We start from the raw sequence: 15,434 nt of genomic DNA on the forward strand, positions 1-15,434 counted from the left end.
CCGTCGGTCGTACGCGGGCGCCGGCTGCTCGGGGCGGGTCGACGCACTGCACGGCGTCTTCCACGTCGGTTGCGCACAGCGGTAGTCCAGGCCGCAGGCGGAGTCCGCAGGACCGACTGCCGGCTGCTCGCTGCCGGCTCAGTGATGTGACAAGCACGGGAGCGGGTTCTTCGGGGCGCGGATGCGCGGGAGCGGTGCGCTGGGCCACGACGCATCCCGACCGTGCCGGCATCCCGGCAGCCCGGGCGGACGGATCGCGTCGCACCGGCTGCCCCCTGTGCCGCTGCGCCCGGTGCGCGCGGTGCGAGGATGGTGGCGATCGTCGGGGAGAGGCAGGGACAGTGAGCGGGCCACTCGAATCGGGGCTCTACCTGGTGCGCAACGTCGGCAGCGGGCTGGTGCTGGAGGTGGCGGGCGGCGCCAGGGGCAGCGGCGCGCGCGTGCAGCAGGCGAAGGAGTCGGGTGCACCCGGCCAGCGGTGGCGGATCGACCCCGTGCCCAACGGCAGCGGGCTGTACCACTTCGTGAACGAGGCGAGCGGCAGACGTCTCGACGTCGCGGGCGCCTCCACGGAGAACGGCGCACGCATCCAGCAGTGGAAGGCCAACAACTTCGGGGCCCAGGAGTGGATCGTCGAGCGGCATCTCGACGCCCCCGGCACGGTCACGCTCGTGAGCTTCGTCAGCGGGCTGCTGCTGGAGGTCGCCGATGGCAGCACGGCGGACGGCGCGGACATCCGGCAGTGGGAGGACACCAACGGGCCCCACCAGTGGTGGCAACTGGAGCCCGTCGGCCCATGAGCGCGCCCGGGGTCAGGGCACGGCCGTCCGGACCCCGGTGCGGTGCTCCTGCGGGCTGATGCCGCGTACGCGTTTGAACGCCGCGCTCAGGGCGAACGACCCGCTGTAGCCCACCTTCCGGGCGATCGCCTCCACGGTGGCGTCGCCGTCGCGCAGGAGGTCCGCCGCCAGGGCGAGCCGCCAGCCGGTGAGGTACGCCATGGGCGGCTCCCCCACGAGGTCCGTGAACCGCCGGGCGAGGCCCGCCCGGGACACCCCGCACCCGGCCGCGAGCGAGGCCACGGTCCACGGGCGGGCCGGATCGTCCTGCATCAGCCGCAGCGCCCGGCCGACGACCCGGTCGCCCATCGCCCGGTACCAGCCAGGCGTTTCGGCGTCCGGCCCGGAGAACCACGCGCGCAGCACCGCGATCAGCAGCAGATCGAGCACGCGGTCCAGGACGACGCTCTGGCCGGGGTCGTCCCGTGCGATCTCGTCGGCGAGGACGTCCGTCAGGGGGCAGTTCCATGCCTCGGCCGGCAGCCGCAGCAGCGGCGGCAGGGCGTCCAGCAGGCGGCCGCTGACCTCGCCCCGCATCCGGTACGTGCCGATGAGCATGGCCGTGTCGCCGTCGGGGGCGTTCCCCCACGTACGGACGCCCAGGTGCATGGACCGGGCCAGCGGCTCCCCCCGCAGGGTGTGGCATGTTCCGCCCGGACCGATCCTGGCCTGCGGCTCGGCACCGGGCTCGTGCGAGACGGTGTAGGGCTCCGGACCGCGCGCGACCGCCACGTCACCGGGCCGCAGCCGTACGGGAGCGCCGGCGGCGGGGGTGATCCACGCCTCGCCCTCGGTGACGCACATCAGGCACAGCGGCGCCCGGTCGTCGACGCGTACGGACCAGGGCGGCGCCATCACCATGCGGAGCAGGAAGGCGCCCTTGGCCCGTGGCCCGTCCAACAGTCCGGCGAGAGCGTCCATGACGCCCAGCGTAGACGGACGCGTATGCGGTTGAGCCTTTGACGCATGGAGAGTCCAGCCGCGGGCCGCGAGCCTTGAGGCATCACGGGGAAACGACAGCGAGGGGAACGGACATGACGACCATCGGCACGGTGCTGGTGACGGCGGCGACGGGCAAGACGGGCCGGCGGGTGGCGCGCCGCCTCGCGGCCGCCGGTGCGGACGTGCGCGCCGGGTCACGCGGCGGCGACGTCCGCTTCGACTGGGAGGACGAGTCGACGTGGGAGCCGGCGCTGCGGGGTGCGGACGCGGCATACGTGAACTACTTCCCCGACCTCGCCTCGCCCGCGGCCCCGCCGGCCCTGCGGACCTTCGGCCGGCTCGCCGCCGGGACCGGGGTGGGGAGACTGGTGCTGCTGTCCGGCCGCGGGGAGCCGGAGGCGGTGGTCGCCGAGGGCGCGCTGCGCGAGTCGGCGGTGGACCTGACGGTGGTGCGGGCCGCCTTCTTCGCGCAGAACTTCAGCGAGGGCCTCCTCCACGAGGGTGTGCTGGCCGGGGAGTTCGCCTTCCCGGCGGGGGCGACGGCGGAGCCGTTCGTCGACGCGGACGACCTGGCGGAGGTGGTGGTGGCGGCACTGACCGAACCGGGCCACGGCGGCGCGGTCCACGAACTGACGGGCCCCCGGCCGGTCACCTTCGCGGAGGCGGCCCGTGAGATCGGCCGCGCGACGGGCCGTGAGGTGCGGTACGTGCCGGTGGAGGCCGGGGAGTACGCGCGGATGCTCGAGGGCTACGGCCTCCCGGCGCCGGAGGCCCGCTGGCTGGCGGACCTTTTCGCGGGCCTGCTGGACGGCCACAACGCGTCGGTGACGGACGACGTGGAACGCATCCTGGGCCGCGCACCGAGGGACTTCACGGAGTGGGCGAAGGAGACGGCGGCATCCGGCACATGGGACGCGTGAGACGCGCCCGCCGGGCGGGGGCGATACGGGCGCAGGCGCACGCGAGGGCAGGCGGCGCCGGCTCAGGGCGAGGCGTGGCGTGCCGCCATCGCGCGGGCCGTCGTCGCGAGGCGGGTGCGGAGCGTCCGGGGCTCCAGCACCTCCACCTCCGTGCCCAGCGCGAGGAACTGGGCGAGCGCACGGTCCTCCGACTCGATCGGGAGCACGGCCCGCGTCCAGCCGTCCGGCTCCCTCACTCCCGTCTCGGCCAGCGCCCGGGCCGCCGCGCCGGTCAGGCCGGCCGCGGCGGCCGGTGAGAGGCGGACCACGGCCTCCCCCCGGTGCAGGTTTGCGAGGAAGTCCGCCTGGTAGCGCTCCCAGTACGCCGCCAGGTCGAAGCCCTCGGGCGGCGTGAACTCCGCGTCCTGCACCGTGAGTTCGAGGATCTGGTCCACGCGGTAGGTGCGGGGCCCCGGCCCGGCCACGACGTACCAGCGGCCCGCCTTCAGCACCAGGCCGTACGGCTCCAACCGCCGGTCCACATCGGTCGGTTCCTTCCAGCGCCGGTAGCGCACGGCGAGCACCCGGCTGTGCCACACCGCGTCCGCGACCGCCGTCAGATACGGGACCTCGTCGTCGGCGGCGTACCAGCCGGGCGCGTCCAGGTGGAAACGGGCCCGCATCCGGTCCGCCTGGTCGCGCAGGGCCTCGGGCAGCGCGGCTCGCAGCTTGAGCTGGGCGGCCGCGAGCGCGGGGCCGAGCCCCAGTTCGGCTGCAGGGCCCGGGATGCCGGACAGGAACAGCGCCTCGGCCTCCCCGGCCGACAGGCCGGTGAGGCGCGTGCGGTAGCCCGCGAGCAGCTGGTAGCCGCCGGCGTGGCCGGCATCCCCGTACAGCGGCACGCCCGCCGCGTGCAGCGACTCCATGTCCCGGTAGACGGTGCGCACGGACACGTCGAGCTCCCGCGCGAGCTGCGCGGCGGTCATCCGCCCACGGGTCTGCAGGAGCAGCAGGATCGAGACGAGACGGCCGGCCTTCACTGACACAGGATGTCAGTGAAGGGGCTCTAGCGTCCACGTATGGCATTCGCAGAGAAATTCCTGTGGTCGCTGCCGCCCGTCGAGGCGGGCGGCCGCCGCATCAAGCGCTACCACGTCACCGCCGACCCGGCCGGCATCGCACCGGAGGTCGAGAAGGCGGCGTACGCGATCCTTCCCGACCTGCTTCCCGAGCCGGACGGTACGCCGCCGGTCACGTTCGTCGTCCTCCACAGGGGAGGGGACGACGGCGCGTACCTCAACGCGTACAGCTGGGTGTGGGACAACGTGCTGCACTTCGCCGGCGCGGCCGCGGGCCAGCCGGTGCTCGGCTGCCCCGACCGGGACCCGGCCCACTTCGTGCGGACGGACCCGGGGAGGTCGTGGATCGGCTGCGTGTGGGAGCTGCCGCCCATCCGGCACGAACGCGACGCGTGGGTCCGGCACATGCTCGCACCGGACCGTCCGGACCTGGACGCCTATCTGTCCGACTCGATGCCGGACGGCATGACGGGGGATGTCGCATGAGCACACCGAACGGCGTCGAAGTCGAGCACGTCCCGGGCGGGCCGGGGCGTCAGTTCGCGCCGTGCCCGGGGGCGATCTTCTCGACGCGGTCGGCGAGCGCGAAGTCCCGTTCGGTGAGGGCGTTCACGTCGTGGGAGTGCACGGTCAGCGCGAGGGTGTTGTAGCCGAGCGTGAGGTCGGAGTGGTGGTTCAGCTCCTCCTGGATCTGGGCGATGTGCACGACCATGGCGGTCGCGGCGAAGTGCGAGGCCAGGCGGTAGGAGCGGGCGATGCGGTCGCCTTCGAGCGACCAGCCGGGAAGCTCCCGCAGGCGGTCCTCGATCTCCTTCTGCGACAGCGGCTCGGTGGGCATACCGTGATCCTTCCGGAAGGGGGCGACGGACGGGGACACCATAGATCCGATGCCCGATAATTCGGATGCCTGCACCGGGACGCGCTGTGTACGTTCCACCGAGTGGAACCTTTGACCGACAAACAGATCCGCACGTCCTTCGTCAACTGCACGAAGGGCGAGGCGTCCCGGATGCGCCTGCCCGCGGACTTCTCCGAACTGCCCTGGGACGACCTCGACTTTCTCGGCTGGGTGGACCCGGGTGCGCCGCTGAAGGCGCACCTGGTGCTGCCGCGCGAGGACCGGCTGGTCGGCATCACCCTGCGGATCCCCTCCACCGGCCGCACGAGCGCGCTGAAGTCGAGCATGTGCCACGCGTGTCTCACCGGGCACGCGTCCTCGGGGGTGACCCTGTTCGCCGCGCCGCTGGCCGGTGCGGCGGGCCGCGAGGGCAACACGGTGGGTACGTACCTGTGCGCGGACCTGGCCTGTTCGCTGTACGTACGGGGCAAGAAGCAGCCGAAGCTGCGGCACGGGCGCTACGAGGAGAGCCTGACGCTCGAGGAGCAGATCGCGCGCACGACCGGCAATCTGTCGGCGTTCGCGGACAAGGTGCTGGGGCTGCGCTGACACCGCCGTCGGGACGGCGTCACGCCCGCGCGGACGCGAGGACCTGGTCGATCGTGTCGGCCTGATCCGCCGGCTTGTCCGGCCGGTGGCGCAGCACGCGGGCGAACCGCAGCGCGACGCCGGCCGGATAGCGCGGCGAGCGCTGCAGCCCGTCGTAGGCGATCTCGACGACGAGCTCGGGGCGGACGCGGACGGTGAACCCGTCGTCGTCGACGGCGAGTTCCCGGAGCTTCGCGGTCTGCCAGCGCAGCATCTCGTCGGTGAGACCCTTGAACGTCTTGCCGAGCATGACGAGGCCGCCGTCGTCGGCGCGGGCGCCGAGGTGGAGGTTGGACAGGTAGCCCGTCCGGCGTCCGTGTCCCCATTCGGCGGCCAGGACGACGAGGTCGAGCGTGTGCACCGGCTTGACCTTGAGCCAGGAGCGGCCGCGGCGGCCGGCGACGTAGGGCGTGTCGAGGGCCTTGACGAGGACGCCCTCGTGGCCGAGGCGCAGTGTCTCGGTGAAGAACACCTCCGCCGCGGCGACCTGCTCCTCGGAGGAGGGATCGTCGACGACATGGCGGCGGACCCGCATCGGCGCGGGCACGAGCCGGGCCAGGTACGCGTGCCGTTCGCGGCCGGGCAGGTCGAGGACGGGCTCGCCCTCGGCGGCCAGGACGTCGAAGTAGACGGGCGACAGCGGCAGTGCGGCGTGCGCGGCCTCGACGTCGAGGCGGGAGCCGACGCGCGAGGCGGTGACCTGGAACGGGAGGGGCCGTCCGTCCGGGCCCAGGGCGATCACCTCGCCGTCGAGGATGAACCCGTCCCCCGCCATCTCCCGTGCGCCGCGCACCACTTCGGGCAGGCGGGCCGTGATGTCGTCGAGGGACCTGGTGTACACGCGGACGTCGTCCCCCGTGCGGTGCACCTGCACCCGGATGCCGTCGAGCTTCTCCTCGACCGCGCAGCCGGTGCCGAGCGCCGCGACGGCCTCGGTCACGGACTTCGCGGTGTGGGCGAGCATCGGCTGCACCGGGCTGCCGACCCGCAGCCGGAAGCGGGCGAGGGCCTCGGGCCCGTCGGCGAGCAGCGCGCGGGCGACCCGGGGCAGCGAACCGTCGAGCATCACGGCACGGCGTACGTCGCCGGCGGGGGCGCCGGCGGCCTGGGCGACCGCCTCCAGCGCCACGGCGTCGAGCGCTCCCTGACGTACCTCGCCGGTGAGGAGCCGGATCAGGAAGTGCTGCTCCTCGGCGGTGGCGGCGGCCATGAGGGTACGCACGCGGCGCCGGCGCTCGGCCTGTGCGCCGGGGCCCGCGACCTCGGCGAGCGTGGTGAGGGCGGCGTCCGTCTCGGTGACGGTGAGGCCGGGTTCGGCGGCGGGCGGAACGCGCTCCTTCAGCACACTCCAGCCGATACCGATGCGTCCCTGTGGGACGCGTCCGGCGAGGTACGCGATGACGAGCGCGACGTCCTCGGGCCGGGCCTCGGTGAACAGCTCCGCGAGCGCGGCGATCTTCCGGGAGCGGGCGGAGGTGGCGGCGACCTCTCGGGACACGTCGGCGAGCCGGGCGAGGAGCATGCGCCCATGGTGCCTCGCGCCCCCGCCCCGCGCACCCGTGCACGCCGCGCCTGCGGCCCCGGGTGCCTTGTGCCCGGGGGCGCAGGCGTCCTCGTCGGGGCTCCCCCCCGGGGGCGCCGCGTGCTCGTCGGGGCCTCCGCCCCGAACCCCGCGCCTCGATCTCCCCCTACGGCCCGGAGGCCGTGGGAGGTGCCCCCAGCCCGGCTGAGTTTCCCGGCGGCAGCCCCGGGCCCGAAGGGCGATACGGGCCCGGGGGCGAAGCCCCGGAGGCCAAGGAGTCCGGTGGCGCCCGCGGTCCACGCGCCCCGCCAGGGCGACGCGACCCGAGGCCGAGCCTCGTAGAGGTTGCCGTCGCGGCCGGGTGTGCAACGGCCGGGTACCGTCTCCCCACCCGTCACTCAACTCCCCTACTGTTCCGTCGACTTGACCACTCGACACAAGGACAGAGCCCATGGGGAAGTTCCTGCGCGCCGCCGCGACGGCCACCGTCGCCGCCGGCCTGATCGCCGCCGCACTCGCTCCCGCCGAAGCGGCCCACGCGGCCCAGGCGGCCGAGGCGGCGGACCCGGGGCAGCTGCCCTACTCCGCCACCACCTGGGTCGGCGTGCACAACGCCTACGAGCAGGCGAAGTACCCGTACTTCGCGGACGCGCTCGACTCCGGCGCCGGGATGCTGGAGATCGACGTCTGGACCAACGCCTTCGGCCGATCGTGGCGGGTCTCGCACAACAACCCGCTGGGGAACAACAACAATTGCGTGGGCGCCGCGCACGCCGGTGAGCTGCGCACGAAGCCCAGGAATCAGGACCTCGGCGGCTGCCTGGCCGACATGAGGGCCTGGCACGACGCCCACCCCGGGCACCGTCCGGTGCTCGTGAAGATCGAGCTCAAGGACGGCTTCCAGAACAACCTCGGCCGCGGTCCGGACGAACTGGACGCGCTGCTGACGGCGAAGCTCGGCGACGCGCTGTTCCGTCCGGCGGATCTGGCCGGCGGGCAGCAGGACCTGGACTCGGCCGTGCGCGCGAACGGCTGGCCGGTCCGCTCCGCGATGGCCGGCCGGTTCGTCGTCGAGCTCATTCCGGGCACGGTCGAGGAGGGCAATCCGGCCGACTCGCTGTGGACCGACCGCGAGTACGCCCAGCACCTGAGGGACCTCAAGGCCGCGGGGCGCCTCGGTACGGCGGGCGCGTTCCCGGCGGTGCACAAGGCGGCCGCGGGCGACCCGCGCACCCGGTACGCCGACGCGTCGCTCCGGCCGTGGTTCGTCGTGTTCGACGGCGACGCGAGCACGTACGCGGGCGGCTCGATCGACACGTCCTGGTACGACCGCAACCGCTACCTGGTGGTCATGACCGACGCCCACCAGGTCGCGCCGGCGATCGACGGCACGCGTCCGGCCGAGGCGCAGGCGCGGGACCGGGTCGCGCTGCTGGCGGGGCGGCACGCCAGCGTGGTGTCGGCCGACTGGTATCCGCTGCCGTCGGTGCTGGCGCTGGTGACGCCCCGGGGAGCCGCCGAGTAGAGGGCAGAACTTTACGGGGAGTAACGCACATCACACGGGGTCGGAGGGCGGCCGGGAACGCCGACCGGTGGTTTATCGTTCATCTATATGCGGGTGCGGCACGGGACACCGTCCCAGGCCCCCGCCCCTCTGACCGCCCCGGCCGGAAACCCCCGTCCGGCCGGGGCCCCCTTTCGCTCGCGCGCCCCTTCCCCGCGCACCTCGCTGGCGGTTTTCGGCCACCCCTCCACCGCCCGGAAACCGGACGATCGGACCCGAAGCGCGGAATACACGGACCCGACCGGGCAGGCGTCCCTTTTACGGGGAAATGCGATGGCGCAAAGGTCTGGCCATCCGGCCGCCAGAGTTCGAAGGTGGGTGATGCAGGTCACACGCGCCACTGGTGTAGCTCGCGTACGGGTGAGCCCTGCCGTGACGTCGTCCCATGCAGAAGGAGCAGACCGCACAGCAGTAAGAGGAGCGAGCGATGTCACCCTCCGTCGAGCAATCCGTCGTGGCCCGTCTCATCAGCGACGCGCCCCACTCCCTGGCCGTGCCGGTGATTCTGCGTTACCGCACCACCGACCCGCTCGCCGTCCGCATGGTCTTCCCGCCGGAGGCCTGCCTCAACGACACGGGCGTCACCTGGACCTTCGCCCGCAGCCTGCTCGACTCCGGGCTTCGTGCCCCCGCGGGCGAGGGCGACGTCCACATATGGCCCTGCGGCCGCGTCCAGACCATGGTCGAGCTGCGCTCGCCGGAGGGCGTGGCACTGCTCCAGTTCGACACCGCGACCCTGCGCCGCTTCCTCGTCCACGCGTACGCGGCCGTGCCCGCGGCCGCCGAGAGCGCGGCCATGGACATCGAGCGGGCGCTCGCCGCCCTGCTCGGGGAGGCGAGGGGCTGACACGCGCCGGGAAGCACCGTAATACGGTCGGGGGATGACACCTGTCGTTTCCGGTACGGGCGTAGGCCCGCTGCTGCGGGGCTGGCGCGAGCGGCGCCGGATCAGCCAGCTGGAACTGGCGCTGCGCGCCGACTCCTCGGCCCGCCACATCAGCTTCGTCGAAACGGGCCGCTCGCGGCCCAGCGAGGAGATGGTCCTCCGGCTCGCCGAGCACCTCGACGTGCCCGTGCGCGAGCGCAACGCGCTGCTGCTCGCCGCCGGATACGCCCCGCGGTACGCGGAGACGCCCGTCGACGACCCCTCCCTGGGCGTGCTCCGGGACGGCATCGAACAGCTGCTGCAGGGGTACGAGCCGTACCCGGCGCTCGTCGTCGACGGCTCGTACACCGTGGTGGCGGCGAACCGCGGCATCGCGATGCTGCTCGACGGTCTGCCGGAGCACCTGCTCACACCGCCGCTGAACGCCATGCGGATCACGCTGCACCCCGAGGGGCTCGCCCCGCGGATCCGCAACCTGCGCGAGTGGCGCGGTCACCTGCTGGCCCAAATGGAGCGGCAGATCGCGCTCGCCCGCTCGGCGTCGCTGCGCGCGCTGTACGACGAGGTCGCCGCCTATCACCTGCCGGACGGGGGCGGCGACCCGGACGACCGGGAGGACCCGGCGCCCTTTCCGTATTTCGCGCTGCCACTGCGGATCGAGCACGAGGGGCGGGTGCTGTCGTTCGTCTCGTCCATCTCGACCTTCAACACCCCGTTGGACGTGACCGTCGCGGAGCTGGCCATCGAGACGTTCCTCCCGGCCGACCCGGCGACGGTCGCCCACCTGCGGTCGCTCATGCCCTAGGGAGTGTCTTGTCGATCAGGCCGGACAGGACCTAGCCGTCGCGTTCAGGGCCGACCACTGCATCACCGCGAAGCCGGCGACGGTCAGGGCCTGCATCACGGTCCACACCGCGCCGGCCGTGGTCGGCTCCAGCCAGAGCCCGAGTGCGGCGATGCTGAGGACGGCCCACAGCACATTGGCGTCGACGACGATCTTGACCGGCAACGCGGGCGGTCTGCGCCGGGCGGCGAGCAGGCCGACCGCGGCGCCGAAGAGCGTCAGGAAGACGCCCAGTTCGAGCAGGAGCAGGTCGTCGACCCCGAGGAGCCGGCCGAGCGGCCCGGACGCGGCGGCGTACGCGAGCCCGTTGGCGCCGGTGACGACGGCGTCGACGGCGAGGAAGCGGCGCAGCATCGTCCGGGGCTCGGTGGTACGGGAGATGCCGGCGAGCAGGGCCTGGGACATGACGGATCAGCCTCCATCTGTGCCGCGACCGGCAATGTGTGATTGCCGGGAGGGCACCTGGGTCGTACGGGCGGGACCCGGAGTCCGGACGGAGTGCGCCGCCCGGGCTCCGGTGACCTCAGACTGCCGTGCGGCCGATGGACCGTCGATTACGTGGCAGGTAATGCGCGTGCGTCGCGGGTCGTGCGCGTCAGGGCGCGGCGTGCGGGGTGATCACCGTGACGCCCGTGGCCGGTGCGGTGTCCAGCGCCATGAGCGCGTCGGGCACGGCGTCGAGGGCGATCTGCGCCGTCACGAGCAGTTCGGGGCGCAGCGCCCCGGAGGCGACCATCGCCATCATGGCGGGGTAGTCGTGGGCGGCCATGCCGTGGCTGCCGAGGATCTCCAGTTCCAGGGCGACGACGCGGTCCATGGGGACATGGGCTCCGGAGGGGAGAAGTCCCACCTGGACGTGGCGGCCCTGGCTGCGCAGGCCGAGGACCGAGTTCTGGCAGGTCACGGCCGAGCCGAGGGCGTCGAGCGAGAGGTGGGCGCCGCCGCCCGTCGCCTCGTGGACGGCTTCGGGGACGCCACCGGGCAGCGCGGAGGCGTCGAGGGCCACCTCGGCGCCGAAGGTGTGGGCCATCTCCAGCGCGCCGGGCGACACGTCGACGGCGACGACGCGGGCCCCGGCCGCCGCGGCGATCATCACGGCGGACAGGCCGACCCCGCCGCAGCCGTGCACGGCCACCCACTCCCCCGGCCGCACGCGGCCCTGGCCGACGACCGCCCGGAAGGCGGTCGCGAACCGGCAGCCGAGGCTCGCCGCCGTGGCGTACGGCATGCCGTCGGGCAGGGCCACCAGGTTGGTGTCGGCGTGGTGGACGGGGACGTACTCGGCGAAGGAGCCCCAGTGGGTGAAGCCGGGCTGTTCCTGGCGTTCGCAGACCTGCTGGGCGCCCCGGGCACAGGCGGCGCAGCGGCCGCACGCGCAGATGAACGGGACGGTGACGCGGTCGCCCGCCGACCAGCCGGTGACTCCGGCGCCGACGGCGGCGACCACGCCGGACAGTTCGTGTCCGGGGACGTGCGGCAGGACGATCCCGCTGTCGTGGCCCATCCAGCCGTGCCAGTCGCTGCGGCACAGTCCGGTCGCCTCGACCCTGACGACGACGCCGTCGCGCGACGGGACCGGGTCGGGCACCTCCCGTATCTCAGGCCGCTTGCCGAACTCCTGGAACACGACGGCTCGCATCCGCTTCCTCTCCTTGCTGCCGGGCGGCCTTGATCCTTCGGGCCGACATCCAGGCGTACACCAGCACACCGGCGAAGAGGAAGAGCACTCCTTGTTGAAGCGTTCTCTCGACTTGTGCCGAGAGATTCCCTTCTACCTTGCGGCGACGGGCTTGACGCGACGAGCACGCCTCACGACTGCCCTCCCGGCAGCCGGGATGAGCGCGAGGCCCATCCGGTACAAGTGCAAGACGTTCCGGGAAGCGTTGTGATCGGCGTTGCCTGACCACCCGCAGTCTGGGTTCTTGCACACGAACAGAGCCTGGTTCTCCCGGCTGCCAGGCGTAGTGAAGCCGCAGGCTGAGCACCGCTGGGAGGTGCCAGGGGCTGGAACCTTCTGGAGGGTACCGCCGTTGCGGGCTGTCTTGTACGTCAGCAGCTCGATGGTACGGCCCCATGCCTCAGCGCTGATGGCGCGGTTGAGGCCGCTCTTCTGGGCCACGGTCTTACCCGGGGCCATCACGGTGCCTTTGGCGGACTTGACCATGTTCGTGACGGTGAGTGCTTCGACCACAACTGTGCCGTACTTCTTGGCGATGGCGGTGGTGGTCTGATGCTGCCAGTCCAGACACCTGCGCTTGGCTCTCGCGCGAAGTGCCTGGATCCGGTCGTAGGTGCGATGCAGACGTCGGGAGGTCTTTTCCCCTCGCTCGCGGAAGCTCTTGCGGTGCGCGGCACGCCGCTCCAACCGGACCAGCTTGACCTGCTCCTTCCCGGTCAGCCACGGGCGGTGGGTCTCGGTGCCCCCGTCCGAGAGAGCCAGGGGAACGGTGAGGCCCACGTCGATGCCGACCTCCGGGCCGGTGTGCGGCTTCGGCTTCGGCTCCAGCACCTGGACGCGGAAGGCGATGTGCCAGCCCAAGGCATCCTTGACCATGCGTGCACCGGTGATGCGGTTGTCGCTGTTCGCGCGCCTGCCGACGGGGAGGTCCTTGGTCCAGCGGAACCGAACACGACCGATCTTTGGGATGTTGACCATGCCCCAGCGGCGGTGCACGCGGGTGACGTTCAGGTCCCGGCCCTGCGGGATGTCCACCGACATCACGGTGCGGAACCTGGCTTTGAAGTTCGGCGCCTCAGCACGACCGTCCCAACAGTTCTTCCACGCCTGGAAGTACGTCTTGAGGATGGCCTGCGCGGCCTGCGCCGGGAGCAGACCAAGCCAGTCGATCTCCTTGCGGGCCTGACGGATCGCGGCATCTGCTGCCACGAGAGACCGCTTCTCTTTCGGCAGCATCGTCCACCAGTCATGCAGCAGGTTCCACATCGCACGAGCGGCGTGCGCCTGTTCATCCACGAGACGGGCCTGGGCCGGGTTCAGCGCGAGCCGGGCTGAGTGCCCGAACTTCTTTCTCTCCCAGACCAGTTCATCGTTCACTCAGCGACGGTAACCTGCGCAGGACCAGCAATAGCGACACGGAGCCACAATTCACCACACGAACACGTCATCGAATACCGATCTAGCCTTCCACCGCTTTGTCGCGAGTGACCGGCACCTCCGCCGGCCGGGCGGCGCGCGTCCCGATCGGGACCTGCGGTCCCTCGCACTCCCGCAGCCAGCGCCGGAGGACCCGGTGCACCCGCTCGGCACCGACCAGTTCGACGCCGGGCGGGACCGGCGGCGACAGCTCCAGCGGTGACAGCACGAACGCCGTCGACTGCTCCCCGCCGAGCCCTCCGTGGGAGCCGATCTGCTCCTCGAAGGCGTGCACCACGCCCGTCCTCGGGTCGTACATCGAGTTGACCATGATGTCCGCGACGTGCGGGAACCCGTCGGTGCGCCGCACGGCGTCCACCGCGCCGGGGCCGAAGACGGCGAGCGGCCCGGCGTCCCCCTCCTTGAGATCGGCGAGCGGCACGGCGGTGCCGCCACCGGCGAGCACCACCGACCCCTGCTCCTCGCTGTGCACCAGCAGGAACCCGATGCCCGGGTGGTCGGCCAGGGTCGGCAGCAGAGCGGGGTAGCGGCGCCGGATCTCCTCCCGGCTCACCCGGTGGGGCACGTCGGGGAAGGAGATCAGCGCGAGATTGCCCGACGCCAGCACGATCGGATCGGAGCCCGCCACGGGCTGCTCCAGCTCCCCGTCCTCCTCGACCTCCCGGTGCAGGGCGGTGCGCAGCGCGTCACGCGCCGCGTCGCGGGCCTCCGCCCCGCTCTTGGAGCGCTCGGCGCGGCGCGGCACCGGCAGCCCGCAGCCCGCGCGCACCAGATCGCGCAGGGTCAGCCCGTACGCGTCCTCGAAGGTGCTCCCCGGGCTCTGGCCGTGGTCGGACAGCAGCACGATCCGGTAGGTGCGGGGCGCGTGCTCGGCGACCTTGGCGATCAGGGCGAGCGACCGGTCGAGCCGCTCCAGCACCGCCTGCGCGTCGCGGCTGTGCGGGCCTGAGTGGTGGGCCACCTCGTCGTAGGCGACCAGGTCGGCGTAGACGGCGGTGCGTCCGGCCAGCATGTCGCCCATCACCGCGGCGACCACCACGTCGCGTTCGACGACGGTGGCGAACGCGCGGATGAACGGGTAGAGCCCGCCGCGGCCGACCCTCGGCTCGTCGCCGCGCAGCCGGGCACGCGTCGACTCGCCGATCTCGCGGACGACCTCGGCGACGAACGACACGGCGGTACGGACGGCGTTCGCCGGATCGGAGAAGTAGGCGAAGTAGCCGGCGCGCGAGCGGTTGGCGCGGCCGCGGCGGGCCGCGACCGACAGGACCAGGGCCAGCTGGTCGGCGCCGCCGCTGAACAGGTTGCCGCGGCTCGCGCCGTCCACCGTGAGCAGCCCGCCGTCGGCGGTCCGCGCGATGGCGCGGCGCTGCAGCTCCGCCGCGCTCGCCGGCCGGTTGCTGACCACGATCCGGCGCCGGTCCTTCTCGTACCAGCGGAAGGCGGGCACGTCGTGGTTGGAGCCGTGCAGGATGCCGAGCTGGCTGGCGCTCGTCTGGCTCGACCAGTCGGTCCGCCAGGGGGTGAGGCGGTGCGTGTCGCCGAGCCAGCTCGCGACGGTGGGCATCACGCCGCTGTCGGCCGCCCGCCGCAGCACGTCGTGGCCGACGCCGTCGAGCTGTACGAACACCGTCCCGGGCGCGCGGGAAGCCCCGGGGTCACCGCGGCGGCGGCTGCGGCGGTGGGCCAGCCGCGAGAGCCTGCGCCGGTAGGCGTCGTCGTCGCGGACGGCGAGCGCGGTGGACGTCGCGGAGGCGACCGCGGACATCACGGCGGCCACGACGACGGCGGTCTCCGGTTTCGCGGCGCCGCGGCCGTCCGGGATCAGCCACAGGGCGATGAGCAGCAGCGAGCCGTTGAGGAAGAAGACCAGCAGGCCGAGGACGAGCGCGGGCACGAGCAGCAGGGCCCGGACGATCACGGGCCACACGAGGGCCCCGAGCAGACCGAAGGCGCCTGCCCCCCAACCGGCGGTGACCGCCGTGCGCGTGACGCTGTCCCCGTCGGCGGACTGGAGCCGGAAGTCGGGCAGCAGTCCGGCGAGCGCCAGCATGGTCGCGGTCGACACACCCCACACCACGACGACCCGGAAGACGGCTCCTCCGGCAGTGCGCCACCGCCCTGCGACCACGCGCGCCACCTCACCCCTCGAGCAGGACTCCAGCGTGGCACAGCGCGGCCCCTTCGGAGCGGCGTCCGCCCCGGACCCGGCACGGGCGGGCCGGGGGACAACTACGCTCGTACGGTACGGGGGACCT

Annotated in this window: 15 protein-coding genes; 7 read left to right on the forward strand and 8 right to left on the reverse strand. The window is 72.9% G+C overall.

Annotated features, from left to right (window positions below; genetic code table 11):
- Positions 1-341 precede the first annotated feature (341 nt).
- Complete coding sequence (locus tag ACF08N_RS01910) at positions 342-800, forward strand: RICIN domain-containing protein (RefSeq protein ID WP_392322579.1); 459 nt, start codon at positions 342-344, stop codon at positions 798-800.
- Positions 801-812: 12 nt separating this feature from the next.
- Here the strand turns inward: ACF08N_RS01910 and ACF08N_RS01915 are convergent, their stop codons facing one another.
- Positions 813-1,760 (reverse strand): AraC family transcriptional regulator, encoded by a 948-nt coding sequence (locus ACF08N_RS01915; RefSeq protein WP_392322580.1) that lies wholly within the window; start codon positions 1,758-1,760, stop codon positions 813-815.
- 113 nt (positions 1,761-1,873) lie between these two features.
- Here ACF08N_RS01915 and ACF08N_RS01920 point away from each other — a divergent pair, with 113 nt between their 5' ends.
- Complete coding sequence (locus tag ACF08N_RS01920; RefSeq protein ID WP_392322581.1) at positions 1,874-2,701, forward strand: NmrA family transcriptional regulator; 828 nt, start codon at positions 1,874-1,876, stop codon at positions 2,699-2,701.
- 62 nt (positions 2,702-2,763) lie between these two features.
- Here the strand turns inward: ACF08N_RS01920 and ACF08N_RS01925 are convergent, their stop codons facing one another.
- The gene (locus tag ACF08N_RS01925) at positions 2,764-3,720 is read right to left on the reverse strand and encodes a helix-turn-helix transcriptional regulator (RefSeq protein WP_392322582.1); all 957 of its coding nucleotides are present in this window, start codon (positions 3,718-3,720) and stop codon (positions 2,764-2,766) included.
- Between the two features lie 39 nt (positions 3,721-3,759).
- Here ACF08N_RS01925 and ACF08N_RS01930 point away from each other — a divergent pair, with 39 nt between their 5' ends.
- Complete coding sequence (locus tag ACF08N_RS01930; RefSeq protein WP_392322583.1) at positions 3,760-4,245, forward strand: hypothetical protein; 486 nt, start codon at positions 3,760-3,762, stop codon at positions 4,243-4,245.
- A 49-nt stretch (positions 4,246-4,294) separates the two neighbouring features.
- On the opposite strand, the gene ACF08N_RS01935 is transcribed toward ACF08N_RS01930, so the two are convergent.
- Positions 4,295-4,597, reverse strand: a complete 303-nt coding sequence (locus ACF08N_RS01935; RefSeq protein ID WP_392322584.1) for a 4a-hydroxytetrahydrobiopterin dehydratase — start codon at positions 4,595-4,597, stop codon at positions 4,295-4,297.
- A 102-nt stretch (positions 4,598-4,699) separates the two neighbouring features.
- On the opposite strand from ACF08N_RS01935, the gene ACF08N_RS01940 reads away from it, so the two are divergent.
- Positions 4,700-5,206 (forward strand): FBP domain-containing protein, encoded by a 507-nt coding sequence (locus ACF08N_RS01940; protein WP_392322585.1) that lies wholly within the window; start codon positions 4,700-4,702, stop codon positions 5,204-5,206.
- 19 nt (positions 5,207-5,225) lie between these two features.
- On the opposite strand, the gene ACF08N_RS01945 is transcribed toward ACF08N_RS01940, so the two are convergent.
- A complete protein-coding gene (locus ACF08N_RS01945) occupies positions 5,226-6,767 on the reverse strand; it encodes an ATP-dependent DNA ligase (protein ID WP_392322586.1) in 1,542 nt (513 codons plus the stop codon).
- A gap of 451 nt (positions 6,768-7,218) precedes the next feature.
- Between ACF08N_RS01945 and ACF08N_RS01950 the strand changes: the two genes are divergently transcribed.
- The 3 genes from ACF08N_RS01950 to ACF08N_RS01960 all read left to right on the forward strand — a co-directional run bounded on the left by ACF08N_RS01950 (position 7,219) and on the right by ACF08N_RS01960 (position 10,022).
- Positions 7,219-8,292, forward strand: coding sequence for a phosphatidylinositol-specific phospholipase C domain-containing protein (locus tag ACF08N_RS01950; RefSeq protein WP_392322587.1), 1,074 nt, complete (start codon positions 7,219-7,221; stop codon positions 8,290-8,292).
- Between the two features lie 466 nt (positions 8,293-8,758).
- Complete coding sequence (locus ACF08N_RS01955; protein WP_392322588.1) at positions 8,759-9,178, forward strand: SsgA family sporulation/cell division regulator; 420 nt, start codon at positions 8,759-8,761, stop codon at positions 9,176-9,178.
- Between the two features lie 34 nt (positions 9,179-9,212).
- Complete coding sequence (locus ACF08N_RS01960) at positions 9,213-10,022, forward strand: helix-turn-helix domain-containing protein (RefSeq protein WP_392322589.1); 810 nt, start codon at positions 9,213-9,215, stop codon at positions 10,020-10,022.
- A gap of 15 nt (positions 10,023-10,037) precedes the next feature.
- Here ACF08N_RS01960 and ACF08N_RS01965 read toward each other — a convergent pair whose 3' ends face one another.
- From ACF08N_RS01965 to ACF08N_RS01980, 4 genes are all read right to left on the reverse strand, one after another.
- Complete coding sequence (locus ACF08N_RS01965; RefSeq protein WP_392322590.1) at positions 10,038-10,466, reverse strand: hypothetical protein; 429 nt, start codon at positions 10,464-10,466, stop codon at positions 10,038-10,040.
- A gap of 190 nt (positions 10,467-10,656) precedes the next feature.
- Entirely contained in the window at positions 10,657-11,700 is a 1,044-nt protein-coding gene (locus tag ACF08N_RS01970; RefSeq protein ID WP_392322591.1) for an alcohol dehydrogenase catalytic domain-containing protein, read from the reverse strand.
- A gap of 132 nt (positions 11,701-11,832) precedes the next feature.
- Entirely contained in the window at positions 11,833-13,035 is a 1,203-nt protein-coding gene (locus tag ACF08N_RS01975; RefSeq protein ID WP_392322868.1) for an RNA-guided endonuclease InsQ/TnpB family protein, read from the reverse strand.
- A 163-nt stretch (positions 13,036-13,198) separates the two neighbouring features.
- Positions 13,199-15,307, reverse strand: a complete 2,109-nt coding sequence (locus ACF08N_RS01980) for an alkaline phosphatase family protein (RefSeq protein WP_392322592.1) — start codon at positions 15,305-15,307, stop codon at positions 13,199-13,201.
- Between the last annotated feature and the right edge of the window lie 127 nt (positions 15,308-15,434).

The sequence above is a fragment of the Streptomyces sp. NPDC015127 genome, from assembly GCF_043080095.1.
Classification (GTDB): Bacteria; Actinomycetota; Actinomycetes; order Streptomycetales; family Streptomycetaceae; genus Streptomyces.